This window comes from Aureitalea sp. L0-47, from assembly GCF_026126405.1.
Lineage (GTDB): Bacteria > Bacteroidota > Bacteroidia > Flavobacteriales > Flavobacteriaceae > Pukyongia.
On record NZ_JAFMTQ010000003.1, the window covers coordinates 89,638 to 115,532 of the forward strand.

Below are 25,895 nucleotides of genomic sequence, written 5' to 3' on the forward strand. Positions count from 1 at the left end.
CACTATTTCTTGAGTCTATTTATTTTACGTTTCACCCTAGAAACCAGGCTCACTTTCCCGGCTTTTTTCATTTCCTTCTCTTTTATTTTCCGCCAATCCCAATATTCCTTCAAACGCTCCGGAAAGTGTTTTTTGATCACCTCAAAACGCTCCTCCTCTATGCCTTGCTTATTTTTCGGGTCATTCGACATTCCATCCAGCTCAAATCTCGAGATCACCAAATGCAGGTGCTTGTAACTTACTTTTTCCTTGAGAATGGCGACTATGAAAAATTCCCAGTCGGATACAATGCGAAAGTGCTCTGAATATCTGAAGATGGTATCGAATAACGATCTTCGGATGAAGGATCCCGGATGGGGCAACGACCTTTCCAGGAAGTATTCAAAGTCCATGGACTTCGGATAGTCGCGTGACATTTCCTTTAGCTTGTGAATAAAGATTAGGTTTCCATAGTAAATATCTTTCCCGGAATCGAGTTGGGGCAGTACCTTTTTTAGTGTTTCCGAAGTAAAAAATTCATCACCACTGTTCAGAAATAAAACATACTCTCCACTTGCCCTGTCTATACCTTTGTTCATGGCTTCGTACACACCGCTGTCCGATTCTGATATCCAATGGTCTATACTGCTTTCGAATGACTTTATCACCTCCGTGCTCTTATCTTCTGAACCACCATCGATCACGATATATTCCAATTCATCCAAATCTTGTGCGAGCACACTTTGGATGGTCTTTGAGAGCCCGTTGGCATTGTTATAGTTCACGGTTACAACCGAAATTTTGGGCATGAAAGGAACTTCTTTGTATTTTAAATTCTATCTTTCGCTTTAAATCCTGTAGGACCAGTTCCGTAAATATACTCTAATAAAATGTATTTGAAACGGGTTGTTCCCAGCTCCAATTCAGCAGTCGTATGATCTCGAAAGAGAAGGAATTTATTTTCATACACAATTTCAAGACCGGGGGTACAAGTATCGAGAAAAAGCTCGGGCATTTTGAGACCCTGGAGCGGGATGTTCAGGATCACCGGACCATAAAGGAGATCGAGGCCCTGACGGATAGAGCCAAGCATTTCCGCAATGGCCTGCACGCGCTCAGGAAAGGAAAACCGGATCGGTCCTGGTATTGGTTCAGGACCATGTTATCACCGGAACTCACTAAAAGCGAATACGATCGATTCTTTAAGTTCAGTTTCGTGCGAAACAGCTGGTCACGAATGTATTCCTGGTATGCCAATGTGATGAAAGACGAGCGTATGCAAGCTCAATACAAAATTGAGGATCCTGATTATAATTTCAAGCAATTCTTAGAAGAAAAGATAGATCATTCAACGTTTTCACAATTGTATTTCATACAAAATCTCCGGGGCGAGGTCGAAATGGACTTTATTGGAAGATTCGAACAGCTCCAGGAAGATTTCGATATTGTTTGTGAGCGAATTGGCATAAAAGATACTGAGCTTCCAAAGCTATTAGTTCGCAAATACAGCCACTATACTGATAATTATACCCCAGAGACCAGAGATTTGATCTATAAGCTTTACAAAGATGAAATCGACTACTTTAATTTTCAGTATGGTGAATAAGCAAATTTTACTCAATGATTTCTAAAACCCATAAGTGTATTTACATCCATATTCCCAAAACAGCCGGGACTAGCATAGAAAAGAAACTAGGTCATTTTAAGAAGTTAACGCATAATGTCCAGGACCATAGAACGTTTGCACAATACGAAGAAATTGCGAACAGAAAGTACCAATTAGCAAAAGTCGGATACGCGTTAAAACTTGGTAAGTTTCATCGCGTTCTCCCGAATATTCAAAAGGCCCTGTCACCTGAGATCACATTGGTGAAGCTTCGTTCCTACTATAAATTTACTTTTGTTCGCAATTCATGGAGCCGCGCCTATTCTTGGTATAATGTAATTCACAGAGATCCGTACCATCGGCAAATGTTCGGACTATCTGAGGAGGAAACGCTGTCATTTGAGCAATTCATTTCAAGCAATCTTGATCCCCGCTCTTTTTCTCAACTGCGATATATTACCGATCGACATGGAAAAGTAGCCATGGATTTTGTAGGCCGATTTGAAAAGCTTCAGGAAGATTTTCATAAAGTAGCTGCGGAACTAGGAATCGAGGATAGTGCATTGCCACAGCTGTTGGTGCACTCATACGATCATTACTCCAATCATTTCACACCAAAGTCGATTGATCTAATCTATTCGCTGTTTAAGGAAGAGATCGATTATTTTAATTTTGAGTTTGGGGAATGAAGCAACATCCCAATCCACAGTATACATTGGCTTGATATATAAATGAAAAAATTCAACTTCCATTTTTTTCCTCACGACCAGAAACAGGATCATTTCAAGGCTCTTGATGGTTTAAGAGGAATTGCCGTGCTTTTTGTACTGTTATCGCATTCTTCGAATGCAAATCTCTTCTTTCATGAATATATTAATCTTCAAAAGATCGGAAAGGTTGGTGTATACTTATTTTTTGTTCTCTCAGCATATTTGCTCGATAGACAAATTGCATTGGTCTTCAGGAATAAACAATCATCCCAGCTCTACTGGAAAAATTACTTCCTGAGAAGATTCTTAAGAATATATCCTATGTTTGTTCTGGCCCTTGCTTTGTATGGATTGTTGAATTATACAGGGGTAAACACGGTGATCGATGAATGGATGGACATTCCATTGCATATGTTATTAGTGAAAGGTGAGAGTATTTTCTGGTCCATACCAGTAGAATTCAAATATTATTTTATATCCCCTATAATTATATGGTTCTGCCATAAATTTTTAAAATGGAATAAACTTCTACTGCTACTATTTTTTGTGATAATAATTGGTGCTACTCTGGGACTCGAGTTGCGATATAATTACCCCGATACTTCAACCACCAGATTTTTCCCAATCTTCATTGTGGGAACCATGTTATCTATATACGAATTACTATTTGGTGACAAATTGAACAGGAAAATAGAACCTTATGTAATGAATATATTAGGAATATTAGCTTTTGCCGGTATATTGATAACTATACCTTATTTCTTTACTCAACTATTTGGATTCGAGCTATATTTTCATTCTGCCAAACTTTTTGTTCCTTATGCCACAGCTTGGGGATTAATATTACTAGCCGCCAAATATGGAAAAGGAATTGTAAAAACGATCTTGGAATTCAAATTCCTCAGGTATATAGGCGCAATTAGTTTTAGCATGTATTTATTTCACATGCCAATATTAAATATTGTGGTGGATTCTGGAGCTCCGAAAGGCACTAAAATATATCTCTTCTTTCTGATAACAATAATCTTCTCTTCATGTTCTTACCTTTTAGTCGAGAGACCTCTTTCAAAAATCAGGATTAGGCAAAGAAACAAAGCCACTAATTAGATCTTCCATATTAATTCGGTTCTGACCACCGGATGAAGCGCCAACCGATTTTTCGAAGTAATTTTCCAACATACGTGTACTGCTTTGGTTCAGGTTTTAGGTTCATCTTCACGGGATATCCAATAGGGATCCTTTTATATTCCGAATAATGACATCTTTCCAATTCACTCTTATAGTCGATATAAAGTTGTTTCAGAAGTGGAAAGTCGTTTAATGTATATCGATCGTACTTTCTGGAAATGGCGTCAGGGTCCTCACTCAGTTTACTAAAATGGTAGAACACTAGTTGCGAATTATCATTCAGTGTTATCGCATTCCCTTCAATCGAGGAAATGCTGCGCTCGTGAAGATTCCAGGGTGCCATATTGTAATTATATGATCTCAGGATATGAACTTTTTCATAGAACAGGGGTGCATGCGTCATCCATAGTTGGTCAACAAAGTACCCTTTATGCGGATGGTCATAACCATATTTGATCACTCGCTCCTCCCACCAATCAAGTAATTCTGTCGTTTCTTTGCTTTTAATGTTTAATCCGAGAAAACCCAGATTATATATTCCGAATCGGAAGAAAGTATTTTCTTCAGGTTGTAATCCATCACGAGGTATAGGACTCAGAATGTGCGGTGTGAGCACTGCGGTTTTCTGTTGAAGAAAGTTATTGGTCTCGGACAGGCTCTTATAAAAGTAAAGATCAGGGTCGAGGTAGTAAATCGCTTCAAACTGTGGGTAATAATCCTTAAGGTACTTAAAGACCGTAGGTTTTACTGAAGTGTTCAACTCAATGATATAGTAACGTTTCAGTAGGTCCTGCAGGTCGATCGTTGGGATGTCGGCAACCGGTAAAACTATAGCGGGTTCGAATTCAGAATAATTTACCTCATCTGATAATTTATCGACCAGGATCACGAAGAAGGCCATATCGGGGTTGTACTGAAGAAGGGACTTCTTCAGTGCCAGTGCCTGTCCCAAGTAATTATTAGAACAGATCGTAAACGCGGCATGTTTTATCTTCCCCATAGTAATTTACTTACTCAATTTTTTCAGCAGTTTTTGCTTTATACGAAGTATCTTATACCGAAGCGGCGATTTTTGTTTTTGCTTCTCCACTACCCTTGGATAGAAAATAAAGGTAGGTCTATTTATCAGAGGGTGAAATAGGTCTACATTAAAATAACTCAAAATGTTATCTATGAAATCCTCTACCATCCGTTTGTCGTTGCTATGTGTGGATAAACCTCCGGCTGCGAAATCTGAAATCACCAGATCGATATACTGGAAGGGTTTTTCTGCCCAGCAGCGCAAATTAAAATCCCAATCGGAACTCTTCTTGTAATCGGTATTGAAGTCACCTATTCTTTCGATCACGAAGGACCGCCTGTAGAACATGGCCTGGTGGCAGATATTCTGGTTGAGCAATTTGTGCAGGTCGAACGGCCCGTCGTAAATATCCCCATCCTTTGCCCAGCCCGTGTCACCAATGATCTTTGCATCGCCATGCACCACGTTAGCCTTAGTATTCTTTATTTTTTCTGAAACTTTCTTCAGCACATCCTCGCCGTGAAATTTGTCGTCGCTTCCCATAAAGATGAGCCACTGTCCCGTAGCTTTTTGCATGGCGCGATTCATGGCGTCGTAAATTCCGTTGTCCTTTTCCGAAGCGATAAGAAGCCCGGGAATTCTTTCCCGGTAGTTTTTTGCTACGGAAAGCGTATCGTCATTGGAGCCGCCATCCTGAACAATCACCTCAATGCTTTTTTCCGATTGCGAGGCTATACTATTCAACGCCTCGTGAAGTGTCAAGGCTGAATTGAAGGTTGGAATTATGATGGAGAAAGACTTCATAGTTAATCAATCCAATAGATAGGTTCATCAGCACCGCTGAATCTCAATCTCAAAAGTTTCATAAAGGTAAGTCTCTTTCGATGGTTATCCACCGAAGCTATGGCTTCTTGCAAATATGCTTCCTGATCCTGAGATTTTTGTCCTTTGCGTTTTCTGAAGGCACCCAAATTTCGCCTGGAACAAAACAACCTCGAGTAATGAAAGAATTGCATCCAAAGATCGAAATCAGCGGCTAAGGTATATTCAGTATTTAATCTCGCTTTCGATCGTTCCCAAAGACTACGGGTCCAAAATGTTGATTCTTGCTGAATGAAGGCTCTATCCTTTTTGAATTCCAGGTTATAAAATTTTTTTTTGGCAGCTACAGGATCTCTCCGATACAGGATTTTGCCTTCCTCGTCTATCACGGTTGGATAGCCTTGCAGCCACTCGACTTTGTTCATTTCGGGGCCCATTATTTTTGCCAAATATGCCAGTGAACCTTCCCAAAGAATATCATCCGAATTAATCCAACACATTATATCCCCAGTACACAGATCAAAACCCTTATTAATCGCATGGTACATACCCATATCGGGTTCAGATACCCAGTAGGATAAGGAATCTTCATATTTCTTTATGATCTCAACAGACTGGTCTGTACTCCCTCCATCAATGATGATATATTCGAGGTTGGGATAATTTTGATCCAGGACAGATTGGATGGTCTGTTCAAGAAAATCTCCCTGGTTGTAATTGGGCGTAATAACGGATATTTTGGGTATATGATTTAACGCGGCCAATATGTTTTCAATTAAATTTTATTCATACTTGTTGTATTCGAAAATCACATTATCCTTAGGTATAAAAAATATATCCATCTGCCAAAAACTATGGTCCTTCTTACGCAACATTAGGTCTGCCTGATCTATTACCGCAAATCCAAGGGAATCCAGGTAAGTACACATTTCCCAAAATCTAAGGCTCTCATCAGTGAGCTTAAAGTTGTAAGTTTCAATAATAAGCAGTTCTGTTTCTTTCAATACATCACTGGCTCCCCGGAGAATAGGAACTTCAAAACCATGTGTGTCCAATTTCAAAAGAAAAGGACCATTGAGGTTTCTACGTTCAACCTCCTTGTCGAGACTAATTTGAGGTAAGGCCTTCATAGTATCACTGGTCTTTTCTTTGCTGGCAATACCCCCGAATAATTGGGAATCATCAAAATACACCTCACCATCGGATGGACCGGCAGCAGCCAGGACATATTCTGCTTTGGTTTTAGTTGTGATAAATTTATTCAATACTTCTTCATGAGCCGGTTGTGCCTCAACCAGCAGATAGGAGGCTTCAGGAAAGAATTTCATACAGTTTTCAGCCCATCGTCCATCGGATGCACCTACATCGATCACTGTGTTGATCTTAAGATTTCTGTTGCGAGCGCGACCCAATGCACGATCAATTGTAAAATGATTTCTAGGGGCTTCTGCTAAGGACTTAACGAGTTTATATCCCATGGAACCGAGGATCTTGTTTATGGTTTTTTTGATCATAACCCGGTATTATTTTTTATTTTTTGAGCAAGCTTCAAAAAATTCTGTCCAAATTGAAAACGACTTAGATCGTAATCTATTACGCAAACTTGAGGTTCTTTTAACTTTTTTATACATTTATTTCGCTTATGATCCTGATCCTGAATGTTGAAGATCTGGTAAGATTTGTATTGCTGTTTCAATAACGCCTGCAGTGTTGTTCCTCCATTTTTTGGAATATGAAGATAGATGTATTTCATAGTGCTGTATTTGAAATATATTTGAGAAGGTGTTTCTCCACCTGTTCAATGGCATAATATTGATCGAATACTGAAGTTTTGATTTCCTCCTGAGCGTTATTCAAAACTTCTTGTCGTTTTTGATCATTCATTATCTCGACGAGCCTGGTATATAATTGATTTTCATTCTTTGGATCAAAATAAAGAGCCCCTTTACCCAACTGCTCTTTATGTCCCGCAAGATCCGAACAGATTACCGGGCAATTTAGAGTTCTTGCCTCGAGTGGGGGAATATTGGTAGGTCCAAGAAAGGTGGGCATAACGAGAGCGATTGCATTTCTATATAACGCAACTAACTCTACAATACTAACAAATCCTGGATATTTTACCCTATCCGTCAAATTCAATTCATTTATTTGAGATTTAATTTTAGGCCAATGGCCTTTGTCGGCGCCTGTGAACACCAGTTCGACTTTGGGAAAATCCTTAACAAGTCTGGAAAAGGATTTAACTAACAGAGCATGATTCTTATGTTCCCAAAACTGAGCAGGATAAAAAAAGTAATTTCCGGGTTTAAGTTTGAATCCTGCCAGGAATCTTCTTTCTTCCGATTTGGAAATTCTAATATGATTAAAATCAGATGAAAACATGGGTACGACTTTTATTCTATTCGGATCTACTTTCAAAAGTGCTTCCATCTCTTCCCTCCCAGATTCAGACTCAACGAATACCATTTCAGCTTTTGGTAGAATGTTATTATACCATTTCCGTCTAAACGATAATTCGTTTTGTTCCGACACCTCAGGTAAAGCCGGTAAGGTTAAATGTCCCAAATCCCAATTTGTAGATATAAATGGATAATTTGGTATATGACACTCCATTTGAGACAGATAATAGATCATATCAATTTTCAAATCCTTTAGCTGTTCATGAAGCAGACGACGTTTTCTTCTTGATATCTGTCTTTTTAAAAATCCATTAATCTTCCGAAGTGTATAATATTTTCCTGTTAATTTTTCGATGTCGCTCCAAATGGACCCTGGTGGTATTAGTTTGTGATATGCATTCCTACCAGGAAATAATATGTCATTAAAGCCAAGGAAACAAACTTCAATATTATCTGTAAAAGTATGAGCATCAATTAAAATTGCCATTTGGGCTGAATATGAATACCCTCCTCCAACGCTAGGATCAATATTACTATTTAACCATACACCTACTTTCATATTACACCTTTTCCGCCATCAGAACAGCATTCCAGGTATCAAAGTCTGGCATTTCCGTAGTCAGCCATTCATAGAAGCCGATTATTTTGAAATTATTCAATTTAAGATAATATTCCAACTCAGGTTCAAATAGATATCTCAATGAATGTTTTTCGTATATCTGGTGTATTTGTCCGGATTCATTTTGAGTGATATCTATTGTATAGTTAACATCAACAACATTTCTATTTCCATGGATTTTAGGAATGGCCTGTCTTCTTAAACTGATCTCATTATTATGCATCTTTTTTGTCCTAATCTCTGGCAGATTAGTCAACACTCCGGGGCCGTACCAAAAATCGAAAATGAAAATTCCACCAGCATTTAGATGATCGCTAGCCGTATTTATAGCAGCGATCAATTCATCATTCTCATTTTGATAACTCATAACGTGAAATAACGATAACACAACATCATATTTTTTACCCGATGAATAGGTAGTTAAGTCGCCAACAACGAAACTTAAATTTTCATTTGACCCATATTTTTTATTAGCGAGATCGATCATTTGTTCGGATAAATCGATTCCGTCGACCATAATTCCATGCTTTGCAAACAAATCTGCATGAACTCCAGTACCACATCCCAACTCGAGTATCTTAGATACACTCGATTTTTTGGATCTTAATAAACCAAGAATGTATTCCACTTCATTCGAATACTCCTTATCCTTATAAAGCAAGTCGTAGTAATGCGCATATAGTCTGAAGTTATCCATCTCGCAACATACCTATTAACGCCTCAGAGACATGGTCGATCTCATCATTAGTCAACCCCAATCCGGAAGGAATGTAAAATCCTTGTCTGGCTAATTTTTCAGCAACCGGATACGATTCATTATTAAAGAGCGACATTTGATGAAACACAGGTTGCTCATGCATACACCAGAAAAATGGCCTGGTTCCAATTTTAAGTTCTCTAAATTTATACTGTAGCTCGTTTGCCAATTCTTCCGATTCAGCAACTAGCCCATAAACCCAATAAATATTGTGAGCGTACGATGTCTTAGTGAGCGGAAGCTGCAATCGATAAACTCCCTTTAGGTTCTGGTTGTAGCGATCTCCAATTTCTCGTTTGCGTTCAATGATCTTTTCAATTTGTTCCAACTGAGCCACCCCTAATGCAGCCTGCATATTAGTCATTCTATAATTCCAACCCAATTCATGATGCACAAATCTTCTAGCTGGAGTAAAACATAGATTACGCAATTCTTTACATCTTTGAGCTAACTGATCATCATCGGTCAATATCATACCTCCTTCGCCTGTCGTGATATGTTTATTAGGATAAAAACTGAACGTGCTGATATCTCCAAATGATCCACATTTTTTACCGTAGTATGCCTGACCATGCATCTCAGCGGCATCCTCAACGATCTTCAGGTCGTAATTCTTGGCCAATTCTAGTATCGGATCCATATCAGTGGGTAACCCATAAATATGGACCACCAAGATGGCGCGAGTATTTTTGGAAATCTTAGTCTCTATAAGTTCCACATCCATATTCCAGGTATCTGTTTGAGAATCCACCAAAACCGGAATAAGACCTTCATTTACCAATGACTGAACAGGTGAAATAATCGTGAATGAAGGAACAATTACCTCACTCCCTTTTGGTAAATTTAGTGCTCGTATCGCTACATCCAATGCAGCAGAACCATTAGATACTGCAATACCATGTGATCTCCCGATGTAATTGGAAAATTCATTTTCAAACCTTTTAACGAACGGTCCTTCAGAAGATATCCAACCTGAATCAATGCATTCGATTAGATACTCTTTTTCTCTTCCGGATAGATTTGGAGTGTTAACAGGTATCATTCTATTCTAATTTTACTGTTATCAATTGGATCAAATCTAGTTTTATCCTTGTCACCGGAATATGGACCTTGTTTTACCTCAATGATCTCACTCTCCTCCAACATTTGAAATCCGTGCCCTCCTGCGGCCAATAAAATTACATCGCCTTTGTTTAAAATTGTACTATTCAAGTAATTCTTGAATTCATCATAAAAGTCAACTCTAATTTTGCCAGATTTAATGAAAAGAACTTCTTGCGTCCATACTACCTCTCGTTTAACCGGATTATGAACATGAGGATCAATCACATAATCCTTATCCCTCTTCATATATCCTAATTGTTGTGAAAAATCGCTAGGAGTAAAAAATTCTATTCCATCTTTTTTGTGATCAGAGTAGATAATAAATCCTAGTAATTTATCCTTATGCTTTATTTCCCGAATCATTGGTTTAAAGCTTGTTTCATTTTTAAATTAAATCGCTTCCAAATAAGACTTTTAAAATTCAATTTGTGCTCCTCTGTTGTAAGTAAATCAAACCCTAAATTAAAAAACGTATTTTTATCAGGCTTGTGCTGCATCAATTCTTCAATAATATTTTGCAGCTCGTAGCCAAAGTAATCTTGATGAATTGATTTCAATTTGCTCAAATACTGTATGGCAGTCTTTTTCTTTTGAGTTGTATCAATAGATTGCTTCCAACTATAAAGATAATCTTTAACCGGCTTATTATGTTTTTGCAAACTTTTATTATCCACAGCATAACTAGATTTGAATTTATCATCTAATTCGTACGTTATGTTAGAATCATATTGAATGTTCAAATACTTAAAAAGCATCTTAGATAAATTCTTCGAATCAGTAACAATATCTTCATACTTTACCAACAGCGAATAGTGAGATTTTTGGAGGGCATTCTTTATCTTTTGAGGCGCCGTGAACAAATCTTCTATCCTATCTTTCGAACTCAGAAATCTCACTATATCGCCGTTAAAATTATATTGAAGCATCGACGCAAATACCGCTAAAGGATTTCTTACTAGAAAAATAAACTTAGCATTTGGAAACAATTCCTGAAGTTCTTCAATTATGTGATAATATCTCGGAGTTTTATCTAGAAAATATCTTTCTCCTAGAGTCCTATCATTATATAATTTCAAAGATAAAGTTCGAATTCTCTGTAAATAATCTTCATAACCTTGATCAATCTCCTTAAGAAATCTGTTGAAATTAATGGAAGTAAATTTTTGATTATATCCCTCTGTTATATCGAAATTCTTGTATGTAGATACCAATGCTAGCATTTGCCATGGTTCTGGTGAAGCACTTACCTCATCACTTTTCAAAATCATCTGTTGAACCAAAGATGAGCCAGATCTTGGTTGAGAAATTAAAAATATGAGATCACTTTCTCTCATCTAAATTTTCAATTTGAATATTTAAATTGATTTAATATATCGCCTGCCTTCAATTCAAAATCTAATAACATCTTTTCTGTGAAATAGGATGGCCATTGATTGCTTCTGCCTTTTCTAAAAAAGTTCACATTTTTATCATCAATAACAATCGCTTCTTCGCTTTGCATTTTTTGAAGTTTATGGAATGAAGAATTCTCTATGGCCCAAGCCAATTGTTTGGGAGTGGTTTTCTGCCCCAAAAAATTCAAAACATTAATTAGCGTATTCTCTGTATCATTAATTAAATCCTCATAGCGTATAATTATAATATTGTCTGGATTATTAATTTGATAGTCCAAAGCCTTTTTTACATGTTTATCCCAACTTCCAATTTTTCCGTAACCCTCGTGAAAATAAAATTCAGCAAAAGTGCCTTGAAAATCATAAACATCCTTTTGAAAGAAATAGTATGAAACCAGGGCATCTCTACCATCCCGTATCAAATAAACAATCTTTGGATATTCCTTCTTTACGAAATGAGACTTGATAATTCGAAAACCTTTAATATTGTCAATGTCAGCCTTTGAAGAACGATGGATTGAGGGTATATATTTTTCCAAATCATTATATGATACTAAACTCTTATCCTTATTGAATACACTATTAATTAACAAAAATCGCATCCAAGTATTACCAGATTTAGGGTATGAAACCAAGAAAACATCATTTTTTCGTATTCTTAGATCTTTACTGTTCCTTAAATCTGATTTATTGAACTTTCCTATTATATGTTTAAGCCTTCGAAATTTCAATCTATACTCAGGTTTGCATTTATTTTTATCAGACCGTGTCGATTACGATCGTACTCCATTCCGGTACCGTACCAATCCTTTGGCAATATATAATAACCGATTGCCTTTTCAACAAAAATTATCATTTGTAGTTTAGGTTTAGCTAACCAAACATCTATATAATATTGACCTCCGGAAACTACGTCGATGAAATTTTCAATTTCCAAACTTATTGTGCTTTTGCCCTTTGGCAAGTCCACTGTTATTCCAGTCAGACCTGGAGTAAAACTTGCTATATATACATCATGAATATCTTTAATTCTAAATCCAAATCCAATTTCATTAAGATCGTTTAGAGTCTGCACACTAAGCTCGATCTGAATAATATTTTCGGATTTTTGAATAAGTTTGATAGCATCAAAAGACACAGCGAAATCGTGATTTATAATCGGGAATAACTCATGATTAACATCTGTTGATCTAATTGAATCCTTAAGATATCTATCAATTGCCTGTTCTGTTGAGCCACTATATGATATACAGCCATTTTCCAATAAGATTGCCCGACTGCAAAGACTTGATACACTCGCCATATTATGACTCACAAACAATACCGTCCTTCCGTCTCCTCCGCTAATCTCCTGCATCTTGCCTATTGCTTTTTTTTGAAATTCGGCGTCGCCTACTGCCAGCACTTCATCCACTACCAGGATGTCTGGTTCTAAATGAGCCGCTACGGCAAAGGCAAGACGTACGGTCATCCCACTGCTATAGCGTTTGGTTGGCGTATCGATATACATTTCACAACCGGAAAATGCGACGATCTCGTCTATTTTTGAAGCAATCTCAGCCTTCGTCATTCCAAGGATGGCGCCATTGAGATAAATATTCTCCCTTCCGGTTAGTTCGGGATGAAATCCTGTACCCACCTCTAATAACGAAGCAATTCTTCCTTTACTTTTTATGATTCCTGTGGTTGGACTAGTAACCCGAGATAATAATTTTAACAGAGTAGACTTCCCGGCACCATTCTTTCCTATTATACCTAAAACTTCCCCCTCCTCTACTTCAAAATTAATATCTTTTAAGGCCCAAACGTAATCTTCTGTAGCTTTTGAACTACGGTCATTTACCGAACCAATCTTAAGATATGGATCTTCCTTACCACGGATTCTGTGCCAAAAGCGGTTAAGATCATGCATCAGTGAACCTGTACCAACCAGTCCCAGGCGATACTGCTTGCTAATATTTTCCGCTTTTAGAATCACTTTGCCCATCACACCGTATCAATAAACGTTTTTTCAGTTTGGTTAAACAAGATCAGACCAAAGACAAACACAACCATGCCAATCACACAAATTGCCGTAAATCCATTCCAGCTAAAGTACAGATCCTCCGTTCCGAATACGGTATATCTGAATCCCTCTATGATCTGTGCCAGTGGATTGTAATCAACCATCCAGGAATATTCCGGAACTTTTGCTTTAAGCTGCCCGATAGGATAAGGAACAGCCGAAACATACATCAACAACTGTATGGCAAACGTAAGCAATATGGATATGTCCCTATATTTCGTGGTGAATGTAGAAATGATCATTCCCAATCCTAGTCCATAGATCACAATAAGCAGGACATACACCGGAAACAGCATGATAAATACATTTGGAGCGAGGTCGACTCCCTGATAGTAGACGTAGTACAAATAGAACCCGATGAAAATCAACAACTGAATACCGAATTTCACCAAATTCGAAATGGCCTTGGACATCGGCACAATGAACCTCGGAAAATAGACCTTACCAAAAATCCCGGCATTTGCCCTAAACGTATTTGATGTTCCCGTTAGACAGACTTTAAAATAGTTCCAGGCAGTTATTCCGGCGAGGTTAAATAAAAATGCAGGTACAACACCTGTTGAAATCGATGCAACCTTGTTGAAGATCAACGTAAAAATCACAGAAGTGAACAACGGCTGAATAAAAAACCACAATGGTCCCAGTACGGTCTGCTTATATACAGTGACCAGGTCTCTCTTTACAAACAAAAAGAGCAAATCACGATAGCGCCATATCTCTTTAAAATTTAAGTCGATGAGTTTTCTTTTCGAAGAGATCTCAAACAACCATGTTTCGTTTCTAGATGAATACAAAGAAAGTAGGTTTAGGTTTGCACTAAGATATAAATATTCTGCGAAGCATAAGACCCAATAAACCTTGGATAAGCAGCTTTTTTTCAGAAGCTATTAACAATTACACAAAGTGTTTTTTAGCTATTTACTTAAATGATTCCCAGGTAATTTTCAAGCCTTCCTTTACTGTAAAACTCGGAAGATAGTTCATTAGCTCACCGGCCTTATCTATATTGGCTAGTGAATCTCTAACATCACCAACCCTGGGCGGTCCGTAGACTGCCTTAAGCTCAACCCCTGCTATATGCTTCAATTCGGCCCATAGTTGATTCAAACTGATACGATCACCACATGCAACGTTGAATACCTCGTTGATCGCCACATCAGGAGCAAAAAATGCTCTAATATTAGCCTGAACGGCATTATCTATAAACGTAAAATCACGCGTCTGTTCGCCGTCACCATTTATGGTGGGCGGCTCATGGTCCCGCAAAGACTGCATAAATAATGGAACAACGGCGGCGTATGCACCTTTCGGACTTTGTTTCGGTCCGAAAACATTAAAGTACCTCAAACCTATGGTTTTTGTACCGTAGGTTTTGAAGAATACATCTGCGTAAATCTCATTCACCAGTTTGGTTACTGCATATGGAGAAATGGGTTTTCCTATATTATCTTCCACTTTAGGCAGCACTTTACTGTCGCCATAAGTAGAGCTGGACGCAGCATAGATCATCCTCCGCACACTTTTACTATCATTTTGTGCCACAAGCATATTGAGAAAACCCGTAACATTTACTTCGTTAGAAGTAATTGGGTCGTTGATAGATCTTGGAACCGACCCCAATGCAGCCTGGTGAGAAACATAATCAATACCCTCCATGGCTTTCCTGCAGGTTTCCAGATCCCTGATATCTCCTTCCATGAATTCAAAAGCAGGATTCGACTCAAACTCTTTAAGATTATTCATATTGCCAGTAGCAAGGTTATCCAGCACCCTAACTTTCTTAGCATTATGCATTAGCAAATATTCAACCAGGTTAGAGCCGATAAAACCAGCACCTCCGGTTATGAGAAAGTTCAATTTACTTAGATCTTCGGTATGGTAGGGGGAGGTGTACAAGAGAGTTAGAAGTTAAATGTTAAAAGTTAGTAGTCAGGTGTTTTTTGATATGATTTCGAAATCCAAGAAGTAAATGCTTTTCATCTGCCAATAAATCAAATACTTTTTGATCTTTTTCAACATAATTTAATCGAAGCGCTATTAAGTATATTGTTTCTATTTCGGCTATTGAACCAAGTGCCACGGAAATAAACTGAAGAAACTCCTTGTTACTTTTTCTAGCAGCTCCTTCTGCAATGTTAGAAGGAATCGAAACAGCGGCAAGTCTCATTTGTGCTATTAGCCCATACCGCTCTTCAGTTGGTAATTTAGAAGTTAATGTATAAATCAGTTCTACCAAATCCATTCCTTTCTTCCAAACATCCAGGTCCTTGTGATTCATATTAAACTATTTATTTACTTCTAACTTCTTAACTTCTAACTTTTACAGACGTCCGTCTGTAAGTTTCTTGTCATAAAACGCCTTCACATCAAATAACACCGAAGGATCATTCCTAAGTGCTGCTACATCCAAATCCCTGAACTCCTTATGTGCAACAGCCAAGATCACTGCATCGTAGTCATTATCAAGCTCCCCTTCCGAAGTACAAAGATCCACACCGAACTCTTCGGTAACTTCCTCCGCACTCGCCCATGGGTCGTACACATCGATATTCAGGTTGTATTTCTTCAGTTCATCAATTACATCGATGACCTTACTGTTCCTTATGTCCGGGCAGTTTTCCTTAAAGGTAATCCCCATAACCAGTACCTTCCCGCCTTTTACTTTGCACTCCTTTTGGATCATCAGCTTCACGACTTCCGTAGCTACATATTCACCCATGCCATCATTCATCCTGCGTCCTGCAAGTATGATCTCGGGGTTGTAGCCTTCTTCCATGGCTTTCTGTGCCAGGTAGTATGGGTCTACTCCAATACAGTGGCCTCCAACGAGTCCGGGAGTGAATTTCAGGAAGTTCCATTTGGTTCCTGCGGCCTCCAGTACATCCTGGGTGTCGATATCGAGCATTCGGAAGATCTTGGATAGTTCGTTTACAAAGGCAATGTTAATGTCCCGTTGTGAGTTCTCGATCACTTTGGCTGCTTCTGCCACCTTGATTGAAGGTGCGAGATGGGTCCCGGCTGTGATAACAGATTTGTACAAGTCATCTATATATCTAGCGGCTTCCGGAGTGGAACCACTCGTAACCTTGAGTATTTTAGTAACTGTATGCTCCTTATCCCCCGGATTAATTCGTTCGGGAGAATAACCGGCAAAGAATTCAGAATTAAACTTTAAACCCGACTCACGCTCAAGGATAGGTACACAAATATCTTCAGTAACACCCGGATACACGGTAGATTCGTAGATCACTACATCGTCCTTCTTCAAACACTTTCCAACAGTTTCACTGGCTTTGATAAGCGGTGTGAGCACTGGCTGGTTGTATTTATTGGTAGGTGTTGGGACAGTGACTATAAAAACCGAAGCTTCACTCATAGGTGCAGGGTCGGCTGTTACCTCCAACCCGGTGTTATCAGTTCCTGTCAATACAGCTTTTAAATCACCCTCTGAAACTTCAAGGGTGAGATCTTCTCCTCTTTTAAGTTGAGAAACCCTCTCTTTATTTATGTCGAAACCGATGATGTGATATTTCTCAGCAAAAGCAACAGCCAGGGGCAGGCCAACGTATCCGAGTCCGACAATAGCAATGGTAGGTTGTTCCTTCATGAATTTATTATTCTGAATGATATGTGTACAAAGATAAGTAGCTCCCTAAAATAACGAGCTACATTCTTAAAATTGTTCTTAAGGTGTTTGAGGATAGCCACCGAAGACTGAATACCAAATATATTTCAAGTCACGGGTAAAGCTCCATTCCATTATGTACTTAATATTAATCCGAACCTTATCCGGCCAAATCACGGTATCATTGTACTCATTAGGATCGGGTTGGCTCAGTAGCAGACTGTCTTCGTTCTTGTATTTAAGGGTTGCCGGACCTGTAATCCCTGGACGGACGTTTAGAACAATCCTATCTTGTCCCTCCAGCTTATCAGCATAGCCGGGAATATCCGGCCGAGGCCCTACGAGGCTCATCTCGCCAGTTAATACATTGATCAGCTGTGGCAATTCATCCAGTTTATATTTCCGAATCCATCCACCAAAGGCTGTTTCATTCGCCTTGATCTGGTTGATATCGACATGGTCTGCTCCCTTAAGCGAACGAAATTTCAAGAGTTTGAATTCTTTTCCATGTCGACCGATCCTTAGCTGGCGATAAAGTCCGTCCCTTCCTGTGCTTAGAGTAGAGAATAACCATAAAATTAGCATGGGAATGATCAAAACAGGGAGCAGGATAAGGGAAACGAACAGGTCGAAGCTACGCTTAAGTCTTTGTTGCCCCTTAGATAACATAGATCTCAGTATTTATCTAGCGTTTCTTCTTTGAACCGAACATTCGCTTTATACGACTTAAGAAAGAAGGTTTTCTGTCATCGTCGTGGTATCCATGTCCGTAGCCATAACCATATCCATAACCGTAACCATAACCGTAACCGTAGCCATAACCGTATTTCGCCTTACCTTCAAAGAAGTTCAAGACAAAACTTATGTTTGTGATCTCGCCGCTTTTGTATTTATCATTAATGAGCCCAAACATACCTTTTTTGGTATGGTTCTGACGAACCATATAGATGGTGGCATCCGCATACTTTAAGAGTTCCAATGAATCCGAAACCAGTCCCATAGGTGGTGAATCAAGAACGATGTAGTCGTATTTCTCCTTTAGGCTATTTATTAGTAAATCCATGCGCTCTGTCATTAGCAACTCCGAAGGGTTCGGTGGGATCGGGCCCGCAGTGATCACATCCAGGTGATCAACCATGGTCTTCTGAATGATCTCCTCCTCGGTGACTTCATCGATAAGGTAATTCACTACTCCTATGTCATTATTGATATGGAAATCATCGAAGATCTTTGGTTTACGGAGGTCGAGTCCAACTAGAACAGTTTTCTTTTCACTCAGAGCGAACACGGAAGCAATATTTATGGAGCAAAAGGTCTTCCCTTCTCCACTCACTGAGGATGTTACTAAAACGGTTTTAGAGCCTTTTAAACCCTGCTGTTTATAGATGAATTGAAGGCTGGATCGAATTGATCGGAATGCCTCTGCTATTACGGATTTAGGTCGGGTAACTACAGCCAGGTTATTTTCAAGTCGGCTCTTACCAATCACCCCTAAAATCGGGACTCTGGACAGCCGTTCAATATCTTTTATATTGTGTATCCGGGTATCAAAAAAAACTTTCAGAAACACATAAATAAAAGGTATCAGTGACCCGAATAAAAGTGCCACAACATAGTTAAGCCGCGTATTCGGACCAACTTTACCACCGCCGGTATCTTTAGCCGCATCAATGATCATTACATCGCTCACATTGGCTGCTTCAACCAATTTCGCCTCACTTCTCTTAGACAAAAATAAATTGTATGACGCCTGGCTCAAATTGTACCGTCTTTCAATCTTTAAGAGCTCCTGCTGTTCACGTGGTAAATTCCTAATTTCAGCTTCATTCCTGGCGATTTCCCTATTTAGCAAAGCCAGTTCCTGTTTTTTCAATCCCTTGGAGGAATTGATATTTTCGAGGAGTACTTTTTTAATGGCATCGATCTGTCGGTCAATATCTTTAAAGATTGGCGCTCCTTCCTTATATGAATATTCCAGGGTATTTCGCTCTCTGGCTTTAGAAACGATAAGACCTACACCTTCTACAACACTACCCTCGTTTATTCCAGCAACTGACGGTGCCGGAACATCCCTGTAATCGGTTCTGTTCTGGAGATAGTTTTCTAAGGTTGTATAGTAATTTAATTCTCTTTTTATACTTTCTTTTTGCAGGTCAAGACTATTCAGCTTCACACTGATGTCCCTGCCTTCTGTAGCCAAATCGAAAATAGCATTCTTGTTCTTATAATTATTCAACTCATCCTCAACAAGAGAAAGGTCTTTTGCTTTATCCAATAGTGTACTATCGATAAATTCTATAGTCTTTGTAGCAAACAGATTCTTTCGCTTCAGCATATTCTCATCCAACAATGCAACTGACGAGTTCAGATAGTCAACCAACTTGGCCTTATTAGTTCCATTCAATCGCATCTTTAATACTGAAGATCCCTGGGACTCAGGCAGCACATTAATATTCAGGAATCGCTTTACGATTCCATCAAAATTGCTAAATCGAAAATAATATTCACTGCCCGCAGAGGGTGTTATCCCTTCAACCGGATGAAAAGTTCCACCAAAAAATGGCAGGTTTATCCTGTCCCCTAATTTGTATTCCTTAGAAAATTGATTCGCTTCGAAGAATTGCTGTTTTTTTCTTTTGGATGAATTATAATATTGCAATGTCTTATAACCGCCCTCATTAAAATGCACTTTCAGTTCAAACCGAACACTATCGATAAACTTCACAGATATCTCCTGACCAAGGATGTGGGCTTGGCTTGTGTCGACTTTAATTTTAAAAGGGGTTTGGGCGTAAGCATCCACTTTTTGAAACTTTCCTTCTCTTAGATAGGTTAGATAGTATTGCAGCCGTTCTACCACTTCTTCATTATGAGATCGGGATTTCAAGGTGATAATGGCTGTATTTACTTTATCCGTAGTACCACCCCAATTAAATGTTAGGCTGGTATTGGTGGTAAAGAAAGGGTTTTGATCATCCTTAATGGATACCATATTTTCAATTCGGTAGATAGGTAATTTTCTAATATTGATATAGTATGCTATCCCAAGTGCAATACCTAGGCATATCAAGAATAACGGCCAATGCGATAGTAATTTGAACAAGAACCCTCGAAAATCGAAGGTGGTTTGTATCTCATTTATGTCAAATTCCTCGTTCATTTATAATCGAGTAAATAATAGAATAATAGTTGCGGCTGCAGTGACTAACGATATTATTGTTGTAAAGCTCTGAAGCCCGGTTGTACCTGTTCCAAGTGATTTCTGAGGGAGCGGATTGATTAGAATAAGATCATTTGGTTTTATGTAATAGTAGGGCGAATTCATCGCATCTATGTTGGTTAGATCGATATGATGTACCTTTTGTCCTAGAGGATATTGACGTATGATGATCACATCGGTTTTATCCCCTGTGACTGGTATATCACCACTGTTGGCAATTGCTTCCATGATTGAAACCTCGTCCCTGTAAATGATCCTTGAACCGGGATTACCAATCTCTCCATTAATAGTATAACGAATACCAGCTAATTTTACGGTGACAAAGATATTTGCCTCCTCCTTGAAATAATCTTTGAGCAATCGTTCTTCAATTTCCTCCCTTACCTCTTCTACGGTATACCCTAACACATTGATCTCGCCCAAAGTGGGAATACGGATGTTCCCATGAGGATCCACCACAAAGCCATCAAAATACAGCTGTTCTTCGCGCTGGGCATTCACATTGGAAGCATCACTAATTGGATTGAAGATCCCAACTGTCTCCTGATCGAGTGCTTTTACTCGTATACTCAATAAATCGTTGATCTGTAATCGATATGGCTCCTGCTCCTTGCGAATAGTCATAAGGCTGTCTGCTACCACATTACCCTCTTGCAAATAGGTGAGCTGTTTTCTGGATACACAGGAAGATGCGAGTATAACTACCAGTAGGAATAGTAAGACATACTTCGGTTTCATGGACAGACGGGGTTGTTTCAGGACAAATATAACGTTCGTACGCTAATAATAAAATATAATTTAGAGGAACTGCTCAATTTCTGTTTACTTTGCACTCACTGCAATTATGAACTATGTATCGGTTGAAAATATAGCTAAATCCTATGGTGAAAGGGTACTTTTCACTGATATTTCCTTCGGAATTAACGCCGGGCAGAAGATCGGTTTTGTCGCAAAGAACGGGACCGGAAAGACTTCCCTGCTTAACATACTTTCTGAAAAGGACGTACCCGATGAGGGCCAGGTAGTCTACCGAAAAAACCTGAAAGTAGCCTTCCTTTCCCAGGAACCCGACCTAAACCCGGCATTGACCGTGGAGCAGACGATATTCTCCACAGAGAACCCGATTCTAAGGATTATCGAAAACTACGAGAAAGCACTGTTAGATCCCAGCGATACCGAGGCTTACCAAAAGGCCTTCGACGCAATGGACGCCAATAATGCCTGGGATTTCGAAACCTTATACAAGCAGATCCTTTTCAAACTCAACCTGGAAGAGCTGGATAAAAAAGTGGCGAACCTCAGCGGTGGACAAAAAAAGCGACTGGCCCTTACAAACGCCCTTCTCATGCAGCCGGAATTGCTTATCATGGACGAGCCCACCAACCATCTCGACCTGGAAATGATCGAATGGCTGGAAGCGTTTTTTGCCAAGTCCAACATCACTCTTTTCATGGTGACCCATGACCGCTATTTCCTGGATCGGGTGTGTAACGAGATCGTAGAATTGGAAGAAGGTAAATTATACAGCTACAAAGGAAACTACAGTTACTTCCTTGAAAAACGCGAGGCGAGGCTGGAAAATGAAGCTTCAGAACGGGCAAAAGCCAAACAACTTTACAAAAAAGAACTGGATTGGATGCGGCGACAGCCTAAAGCACGAACTACCAAAAGCAAATCACGTATAGACGATTTCGAGGAGATCAAATCCAGGGCGAACAAACGCAGGGATGAACACGAAGTACAACTGGAACTGAATATGGAGAGACTTGGGACTAAGGTCGTGGAACTTCACGGAATCTCTAAATCGTATGGTGACAATACCCTATTCTCCAAATTCAATTATAACTTCCTGAGAGGTGAACACCTTGGAATTATCGGGAAGAATGGAACAGGTAAATCCACTTTCCTGAATATCCTCTCTGGTTCTGTAAAACCCGATACCGGTAAAGTGGTGATCGGAGAAACGGTCCAATTTGGTTATTATACGCAAGAAGGAATTGATATAAAATCGGGTCAGAAAGTGATTGATGTGATTCGCGAATACGGCGATTACATCCCGTTGAAAAAAGGCCGGAAGATCTCTGCTGGTCAATTACTGGAACGCTTCCTGTTCGACCGCAAGAAACAATACGATTATGTTGAAAAATTAAGCGGTGGGGAAAAGAAACGACTCTACCTGTGTACGGTTCTCATCCAGAACCCCAATTTTCTCATACTCGATGAGCCCACCAATGACCTGGATATCGTTACTCTTAATGTGCTGGAAAACTTTCTACTCGATTTCCCGGGCTGTGTGATCGTTGTATCTCACGACCGATATTTTATGGACAAGATTGTGGATCATCTTTTTGTTTTCAGTGAATCGGGAGAAATAACCGATTTCCCGGGGAACTATTCCGATTTCAGGACGTATTACGGTACTTCGCTACCATCTGCGGAATCTGAAGAAGATGCTATTCCGAAGAAAAAGAACAGCTGGAAAGGGGAAGAAACCAAGGTGAAGCTCAGTTACAACGAACAAAAGGAATTTCAGAAACTGGAGAGAGAAATTCAGAAACTGGAGAAGGAAAAAGAATTACTTCAGAATAAGTTCGCTACGGAAGGCTGGGACGGCGAAGAGATCGATAAACAATCGCAGTTACTTCAGCAATTGATCGATTCCATAGAAGAAAAAACCGAACGCTGGTTCGAATTATCGGCAAAAATGGAAGGATAAACTTTATAGGAATGATCTATCAAATTGTTTCATATCTGAAGTTTCTCCGGCGTTCCACCAATCAACACGGTGTGCATTCTCCATTTGTTTATGAACTCATCACCGAATGCTTTTACGATAAATCTCATCACCCGGAGTATAAACTGTTGAAACAGCATAGAAAACTCCTGAGAAATGATCATGAATCCATCGAAGTAACCGATTTCGGGGCAGGTTCCCGGGTTTTCCGTTCCAACCAGCGTAAGATCTCCGCAATCGCTAAAACCGCCGGAGTAAGGAAAAAGCGCCAACAATTGTTATTTCGCCTGGTTCAGTTCCTGAAACCTACCTCCATACTCGAACTCGGTACTTCCCTGGGGATTTCCTCTTTTTCTATGTCGATAGCTGCAAAAGATGCAATTATCACTTCCGTGGAAGGCTGCGCGCAAACGGCGAACACAGCAAAAAAATATCTTGAGAAATTCCAAGTTGAGAACGTGGATCTTCAAAATACGGAATTCAACACTTTTCTCGCTGATGACAAGAGTGAATATGACTTCATTTATGTAGATGGCAATCATAATAAAGTGGCTACGCTGGCTATTTTTGAGCGCTTATCATCGAAGGTTCACAATAATAGTATCATCATATTCGACGATATCTATTGGAGTCGTGAAATGACGGAAGCCTGGAATGAGATAGTTGCGCGTCCCGAGGTTACGGTAAGTATCGACACCTTCCAATGGGGTTTGGTTTTCTTCAGAAAAGAACAAGTAAAAGAACATTTTATAATTAGAGTGTAACATAGCCAAAAGCCCGGCGTCTTATGCTAAAAACCATTATCTTGCGTTAGATAAAATCTGCCAGAAACACTATGGATCACGTAATCAAAATTAGAGGAATCAGAAGGGATTTTCCACTGGGTCAGGAAGTTGTGAAAGTACTGAAAGGTATCGACCTGGACATCGAAAAAGGAGAATACGTGGCACTTATGGGACCTTCCGGATCCGGGAAATCTACCCTGATGAATATACTGGGATGCCTTGATACGGCTACTGCAGGTAGTTATGAGCTCAACGGGAGAGACGTTAGTAATATGTCGGATGACGAACTAGCGGAAGTCCGAAATACCGAGATCGGATTTGTATTTCAGACCTTTAACCTGCTTCCCCGTACCACTGCCCTTGAAAATGTGGCTCTGCCTATGATCTACGCAGGAGCGAGTAAAGCGCAGCGTAAAGAGCGTGCAGAGGAAGTCCTGGCAGACGTTGGCCTGGCCGACAGGATGGATCACCGTCCGAACCAGCTTTCCGGTGGACAGCGACAAAGAGTTGCTGTGGGACGAGCATTGGTGAACAAACCATCCATCATACTTGCTGATGAGCCTACAGGTAACCTGGATTCAAAGACTTCAGAAGAGATCATGGCGCTTTTCAACGAGATACATAAGAACGGAAATACCGTGATCGTCGTTACCCACGAAGAGGATATTGCTGCTCACACCCATCGAATTATTCGTCTAATTGACGGAATGGTGTCTAGTGATAAAAGGATTAAATAAGTATCTTTGATACTATGAATTCTGACTTCCTTACAGATCCTTATGTGATTATTATAGGGCTTATGTTCCTCGTAGTTTTGGTCTACCTGTGGAGTCGAAAGAACAGCTCTACCAATAGAAAGCGGCAACAGCGAAGTTTCCGTGACGAATACTACCAAAAAAAGAAAGAAAGAGAAGAACAGCAGAAGTAAGCGACTCCATGAAGATCTACACAAAAACAGGCGATAAAGGAACTACTTCCCTATTTGGGGGAACCAGGGTTCCGAAATACCACATCCGGATTGAAAGTTACGGCACAGTAGATGAACTCAATTCGTATTTAGGGCTTATCCGCGACCAGGAGATGGATGCTAAATACAAGCAAGTGCTGACCCATATTCAGGATAAACTGTTCACTGTTGGGGCCATTCTGGCAACCGATCCTGAAAAAGCCACCTTAAAGAGTGGAAAGGAACGGCTCAATATTCCCAAAGTGAGTGAAGACGATATTCAGAAACTGGAATCGGAAATGGATGAAATGAACGAGGCACTACCTCCAATGACGCATTTTGTCTTACCAGGAGGGCACACAACGGTGTCATATTGTCACATAGCACGCTGTGTATGCCGAAGGGCCGAGCGTTTGGTAACACTACTGCATTCAGAATCCCCGGTTGACGAGTCGGTTTTGAAGTATTTAAACCGACTTTCTGATTATCTTTTTGTGCTGGCACGGAAGTTGTCCAATGATCTTCAGGCCAAAGAGGTGAAATGGATTCCGGAGAAACTGTAATTCACTTCTTTTTCCTATTTTTAAATTACTGATTTTCAATAGTTTAATTACGTTCTTTAAAATACAGCGGAAATAATTGATTTTTTCCTTGACTTTTTGAAACAAAAAATTATTTTTGCAGAAATACCAAATCATTACATACTATGTACTGGACATTAGAATTAGCGTCATATTTAAGTGACGCACCCTGGCCGGCCACGAAAGACGAACTTATAGACTATGCGATCCGTACGGGAGCTCCACTGGAAGTAGTGGAGAATCTTCAGGCGATTGAAGATGAAGGTGATTCGTATGATTCGATCGAAGAAATTTGGCCGGACTATCCCACAGATGAAGATTATCTGTGGAACGAAGATGAATATTAATAAACGTTGCCCGGCAACACTAAAAACATAATTAAAAAAGTCTCGTTTTCGAG

At 39.5% G+C, this 25,895-nt stretch carries 29 protein-coding genes; 9 read left to right on the top strand and 20 right to left on the bottom strand.

The features are described 5' to 3' along the window. Window positions 1-2: 2 nt before the first annotated feature. On the bottom strand, window positions 3-788 hold the full coding sequence (locus J1N09_RS04995; protein ID WP_265198601.1) for a glycosyltransferase family 2 protein: 786 nt from the start codon (window positions 786-788) through the stop codon (window positions 3-5). Between the two features lie 125 nt (window positions 789-913). On the opposite strand from J1N09_RS04995, the gene J1N09_RS05000 reads away from it, so the two are divergent. Genes J1N09_RS05000 through J1N09_RS05010 form a run of 3 tightly spaced genes read left to right on the top strand, consistent with a single transcriptional unit; the run spans window position 914 to window position 3,402 of the window. Continuing rightward, on the top strand, window positions 914-1,585 hold the full coding sequence (locus tag J1N09_RS05000; protein ID WP_265198602.1) for a sulfotransferase family protein: 672 nt from the start codon (window positions 914-916) through the stop codon (window positions 1,583-1,585). Between the two features lie 14 nt (window positions 1,586-1,599). Beyond that, window positions 1,600-2,274, top strand: coding sequence for a sulfotransferase family protein (locus J1N09_RS05005; protein ID WP_265198603.1), 675 nt, complete (start codon window positions 1,600-1,602; stop codon window positions 2,272-2,274). 42 nt (window positions 2,275-2,316) lie between these two features. Then, complete coding sequence (locus J1N09_RS05010) at window positions 2,317-3,402, top strand: acyltransferase family protein (protein ID WP_265198605.1); 1,086 nt, start codon at window positions 2,317-2,319, stop codon at window positions 3,400-3,402. 10 nt (window positions 3,403-3,412) lie between these two features. Here the strand turns inward: J1N09_RS05010 and J1N09_RS05015 are convergent, their stop codons facing one another. The 19 genes from J1N09_RS05015 to J1N09_RS05105 form a co-directional block, all read right to left on the bottom strand. Then, on the bottom strand, window positions 3,413-4,423 hold the full coding sequence (locus tag J1N09_RS05015; protein ID WP_265198607.1) for a glycosyltransferase: 1,011 nt from the start codon (window positions 4,421-4,423) through the stop codon (window positions 3,413-3,415). Window positions 4,424-4,429: 6 nt separating this feature from the next. After that, window positions 4,430-5,248: a glycosyltransferase family 2 protein gene (locus tag J1N09_RS05020; protein WP_265198609.1), complete on the bottom strand. Its 819-nt coding sequence runs from the start codon at window positions 5,246-5,248 to the stop codon at window positions 4,430-4,432. Between the two features lie 2 nt (window positions 5,249-5,250). Then, a complete protein-coding gene (locus J1N09_RS05025; RefSeq protein WP_265198611.1) occupies window positions 5,251-6,030 on the bottom strand; it encodes a glycosyltransferase family 2 protein in 780 nt (259 codons plus the stop codon). Window positions 6,031-6,048: 18 nt separating this feature from the next. Continuing rightward, window positions 6,049-6,780 (bottom strand): FkbM family methyltransferase, encoded by a 732-nt coding sequence (locus J1N09_RS05030; RefSeq protein ID WP_265198613.1) that lies wholly within the window; start codon window positions 6,778-6,780, stop codon window positions 6,049-6,051. Beyond that, window positions 6,777-7,019 (bottom strand): hypothetical protein, encoded by a 243-nt coding sequence (locus J1N09_RS05035; protein WP_265198614.1) that lies wholly within the window; start codon window positions 7,017-7,019, stop codon window positions 6,777-6,779. The genes J1N09_RS05030 and J1N09_RS05035 overlap by 4 nt, the downstream gene beginning before the upstream one ends. Further along, window positions 7,016-8,224, bottom strand: coding sequence for a glycosyltransferase family 4 protein (locus J1N09_RS05040; RefSeq protein WP_265198616.1), 1,209 nt, complete (start codon window positions 8,222-8,224; stop codon window positions 7,016-7,018). The genes J1N09_RS05035 and J1N09_RS05040 overlap by 4 nt, the downstream gene beginning before the upstream one ends. A 1-nt stretch (window position 8,225) precedes the next feature. Continuing rightward, a complete protein-coding gene (locus tag J1N09_RS05045; RefSeq protein WP_265198617.1) occupies window positions 8,226-8,981 on the bottom strand; it encodes a class I SAM-dependent DNA methyltransferase in 756 nt (251 codons plus the stop codon). Continuing rightward, window positions 8,974-10,083 (bottom strand): DegT/DnrJ/EryC1/StrS family aminotransferase, encoded by a 1,110-nt coding sequence (locus J1N09_RS05050; protein ID WP_265198619.1) that lies wholly within the window; start codon window positions 10,081-10,083, stop codon window positions 8,974-8,976. Before J1N09_RS05050 ends, J1N09_RS05045 begins: the two co-directional genes overlap by 8 nt. After that, window positions 10,080-10,508, bottom strand: coding sequence for a hypothetical protein (locus J1N09_RS05055; RefSeq protein ID WP_265198620.1), 429 nt, complete (start codon window positions 10,506-10,508; stop codon window positions 10,080-10,082). Before J1N09_RS05055 ends, J1N09_RS05050 begins: the two co-directional genes overlap by 4 nt. After that, complete coding sequence (locus J1N09_RS05060) at window positions 10,505-11,479, bottom strand: sulfotransferase family protein (protein WP_265198622.1); 975 nt, start codon at window positions 11,477-11,479, stop codon at window positions 10,505-10,507. The genes J1N09_RS05055 and J1N09_RS05060 overlap by 4 nt, the downstream gene beginning before the upstream one ends. Before the next feature lie 8 nt (window positions 11,480-11,487). Beyond that, a complete protein-coding gene (locus tag J1N09_RS05065; protein WP_321160797.1) occupies window positions 11,488-12,270 on the bottom strand; it encodes a sulfotransferase domain-containing protein in 783 nt (260 codons plus the stop codon). Then, window positions 12,267-13,526, bottom strand: a complete 1,260-nt coding sequence (locus tag J1N09_RS05070; RefSeq protein WP_265198625.1) for a polysaccharide ABC transporter ATP-binding protein — start codon at window positions 13,524-13,526, stop codon at window positions 12,267-12,269. Before J1N09_RS05070 ends, J1N09_RS05065 begins: the two co-directional genes overlap by 4 nt. After that, window positions 13,526-14,398, bottom strand: coding sequence for an ABC transporter permease (locus J1N09_RS05075; RefSeq protein ID WP_265198626.1), 873 nt, complete (start codon window positions 14,396-14,398; stop codon window positions 13,526-13,528). The genes J1N09_RS05070 and J1N09_RS05075 overlap by 1 nt, the downstream gene beginning before the upstream one ends. Before the next feature lie 124 nt (window positions 14,399-14,522). Continuing rightward, the gene (locus tag J1N09_RS05080; protein ID WP_265198627.1) at window positions 14,523-15,500 is read right to left on the bottom strand and encodes an SDR family oxidoreductase; all 978 of its coding nucleotides are present in this window, start codon (window positions 15,498-15,500) and stop codon (window positions 14,523-14,525) included. 19 nt (window positions 15,501-15,519) lie between these two features. Next, on the bottom strand, window positions 15,520-15,882 hold the full coding sequence (locus tag J1N09_RS05085) for a four helix bundle protein (protein WP_265198628.1): 363 nt from the start codon (window positions 15,880-15,882) through the stop codon (window positions 15,520-15,522). A 42-nt stretch (window positions 15,883-15,924) separates the two neighbouring features. Then, window positions 15,925-17,211, bottom strand: a complete 1,287-nt coding sequence (locus J1N09_RS05090; protein ID WP_265198629.1) for a nucleotide sugar dehydrogenase — start codon at window positions 17,209-17,211, stop codon at window positions 15,925-15,927. A gap of 78 nt (window positions 17,212-17,289) precedes the next feature. Then, the gene (locus tag J1N09_RS05095) at window positions 17,290-17,898 is read right to left on the bottom strand and encodes a sugar transferase (protein ID WP_265198630.1); all 609 of its coding nucleotides are present in this window, start codon (window positions 17,896-17,898) and stop codon (window positions 17,290-17,292) included. A 16-nt stretch (window positions 17,899-17,914) separates the two neighbouring features. After that, window positions 17,915-20,389, bottom strand: coding sequence for a GumC family protein (locus tag J1N09_RS05100; RefSeq protein WP_265198631.1), 2,475 nt, complete (start codon window positions 20,387-20,389; stop codon window positions 17,915-17,917). Further along, window positions 20,390-21,187, bottom strand: a complete 798-nt coding sequence (locus J1N09_RS05105; RefSeq protein ID WP_265198632.1) for a polysaccharide biosynthesis/export family protein — start codon at window positions 21,185-21,187, stop codon at window positions 20,390-20,392. Window positions 21,188-21,293: 106 nt separating this feature from the next. Between J1N09_RS05105 and J1N09_RS05110 the strand changes: the two genes are divergently transcribed. The 6 genes from J1N09_RS05110 (at window position 21,294) to J1N09_RS05135 (ending at window position 25,842) form a co-directional block, all read left to right on the top strand. Next, complete coding sequence (locus tag J1N09_RS05110) at window positions 21,294-23,165, top strand: ABC-F family ATP-binding cassette domain-containing protein (protein ID WP_265198633.1); 1,872 nt, start codon at window positions 21,294-21,296, stop codon at window positions 23,163-23,165. A gap of 11 nt (window positions 23,166-23,176) precedes the next feature. After that, entirely contained in the window at window positions 23,177-23,947 is a 771-nt protein-coding gene (locus J1N09_RS05115; RefSeq protein ID WP_265198635.1) for an O-methyltransferase, read from the top strand. 71 nt (window positions 23,948-24,018) lie between these two features. Continuing rightward, complete coding sequence (locus tag J1N09_RS05120; protein WP_265198636.1) at window positions 24,019-24,705, top strand: ABC transporter ATP-binding protein; 687 nt, start codon at window positions 24,019-24,021, stop codon at window positions 24,703-24,705. A gap of 14 nt (window positions 24,706-24,719) precedes the next feature. After that, window positions 24,720-24,896, top strand: coding sequence for a hypothetical protein (locus tag J1N09_RS05125; RefSeq protein ID WP_265198638.1), 177 nt, complete (start codon window positions 24,720-24,722; stop codon window positions 24,894-24,896). Window positions 24,897-24,904: 8 nt separating this feature from the next. Further along, entirely contained in the window at window positions 24,905-25,477 is a 573-nt protein-coding gene (locus J1N09_RS05130) for a cob(I)yrinic acid a,c-diamide adenosyltransferase (protein WP_265198640.1), read from the top strand. A 143-nt stretch (window positions 25,478-25,620) separates the two neighbouring features. Continuing rightward, window positions 25,621-25,842 (top strand): DUF2795 domain-containing protein, encoded by a 222-nt coding sequence (locus J1N09_RS05135; protein WP_008272287.1) that lies wholly within the window; start codon window positions 25,621-25,623, stop codon window positions 25,840-25,842. The last annotated feature ends 53 nt before the right edge of the window (window positions 25,843-25,895 follow it).

Coding starts and splice junctions, on each gene's coding strand:
- J1N09_RS04995 (WP_265198601.1), bottom strand. CDS start 788: ATGCCCAAAATTTCGGTTGTAACCGTGAACTATAACAATGCCAACGGG.
- J1N09_RS05000 (WP_265198602.1), top strand. CDS start 914: ATGATCTCGAAAGAGAAGGAATTTATTTTCATACACAATTTCAAGACC.
- J1N09_RS05005 (WP_265198603.1), top strand. CDS start 1,600: ATGATTTCTAAAACCCATAAGTGTATTTACATCCATATTCCCAAAACA.
- J1N09_RS05010 (WP_265198605.1), top strand. CDS start 2,317: ATGAAAAAATTCAACTTCCATTTTTTTCCTCACGACCAGAAACAGGAT.
- J1N09_RS05015 (WP_265198607.1), bottom strand. CDS start 4,423: ATGGGGAAGATAAAACATGCCGCGTTTACGATCTGTTCTAATAATTAC.
- J1N09_RS05020 (WP_265198609.1), bottom strand. CDS start 5,248: ATGAAGTCTTTCTCCATCATAATTCCAACCTTCAATTCAGCCTTGACA.
- J1N09_RS05030 (WP_265198613.1), bottom strand. CDS start 6,780: ATGATCAAAAAAACCATAAACAAGATCCTCGGTTCCATGGGATATAAA.
- J1N09_RS05035 (WP_265198614.1), bottom strand. CDS start 7,019: ATGAAATACATCTATCTTCATATTCCAAAAAATGGAGGAACAACACTG.
- J1N09_RS05040 (WP_265198616.1), bottom strand. CDS start 8,224: ATGAAAGTAGGTGTATGGTTAAATAGTAATATTGATCCTAGCGTTGGA.
- J1N09_RS05045 (WP_265198617.1), bottom strand. CDS start 8,981: ATGGATAACTTCAGACTATATGCGCATTACTACGACTTGCTTTATAAG.
- J1N09_RS05050 (WP_265198619.1), bottom strand. CDS start 10,083: ATGATACCTGTTAACACTCCAAATCTATCCGGAAGAGAAAAAGAGTAT.
- J1N09_RS05055 (WP_265198620.1), bottom strand. CDS start 10,508: ATGATTCGGGAAATAAAGCATAAGGATAAATTACTAGGATTTATTATC.
- J1N09_RS05060 (WP_265198622.1), bottom strand. CDS start 11,479: ATGAGAGAAAGTGATCTCATATTTTTAATTTCTCAACCAAGATCTGGC.
- J1N09_RS05070 (WP_265198625.1), bottom strand. CDS start 13,526: ATGGGCAAAGTGATTCTAAAAGCGGAAAATATTAGCAAGCAGTATCGC.
- J1N09_RS05085 (WP_265198628.1), bottom strand. CDS start 15,882: ATGAATCACAAGGACCTGGATGTTTGGAAGAAAGGAATGGATTTGGTA.
- J1N09_RS05090 (WP_265198629.1), bottom strand. CDS start 17,211: ATGAAGGAACAACCTACCATTGCTATTGTCGGACTCGGATACGTTGGC.
- J1N09_RS05095 (WP_265198630.1), bottom strand. CDS start 17,898: ATGTTATCTAAGGGGCAACAAAGACTTAAGCGTAGCTTCGACCTGTTC.
- J1N09_RS05100 (WP_265198631.1), bottom strand. CDS start 20,389: ATGAACGAGGAATTTGACATAAATGAGATACAAACCACCTTCGATTTT.
- J1N09_RS05105 (WP_265198632.1), bottom strand. CDS start 21,187: ATGAAACCGAAGTATGTCTTACTATTCCTACTGGTAGTTATACTCGCA.
- J1N09_RS05110 (WP_265198633.1), top strand. CDS start 21,294: ATGAACTATGTATCGGTTGAAAATATAGCTAAATCCTATGGTGAAAGG.
- J1N09_RS05115 (WP_265198635.1), top strand. CDS start 23,177: ATGATCTATCAAATTGTTTCATATCTGAAGTTTCTCCGGCGTTCCACC.
- J1N09_RS05120 (WP_265198636.1), top strand. CDS start 24,019: ATGGATCACGTAATCAAAATTAGAGGAATCAGAAGGGATTTTCCACTG.
- J1N09_RS05125 (WP_265198638.1), top strand. CDS start 24,720: ATGAATTCTGACTTCCTTACAGATCCTTATGTGATTATTATAGGGCTT.
- J1N09_RS05130 (WP_265198640.1), top strand. CDS start 24,905: ATGAAGATCTACACAAAAACAGGCGATAAAGGAACTACTTCCCTATTT.
- J1N09_RS05135 (WP_008272287.1), top strand. CDS start 25,621: ATGTACTGGACATTAGAATTAGCGTCATATTTAAGTGACGCACCCTGG.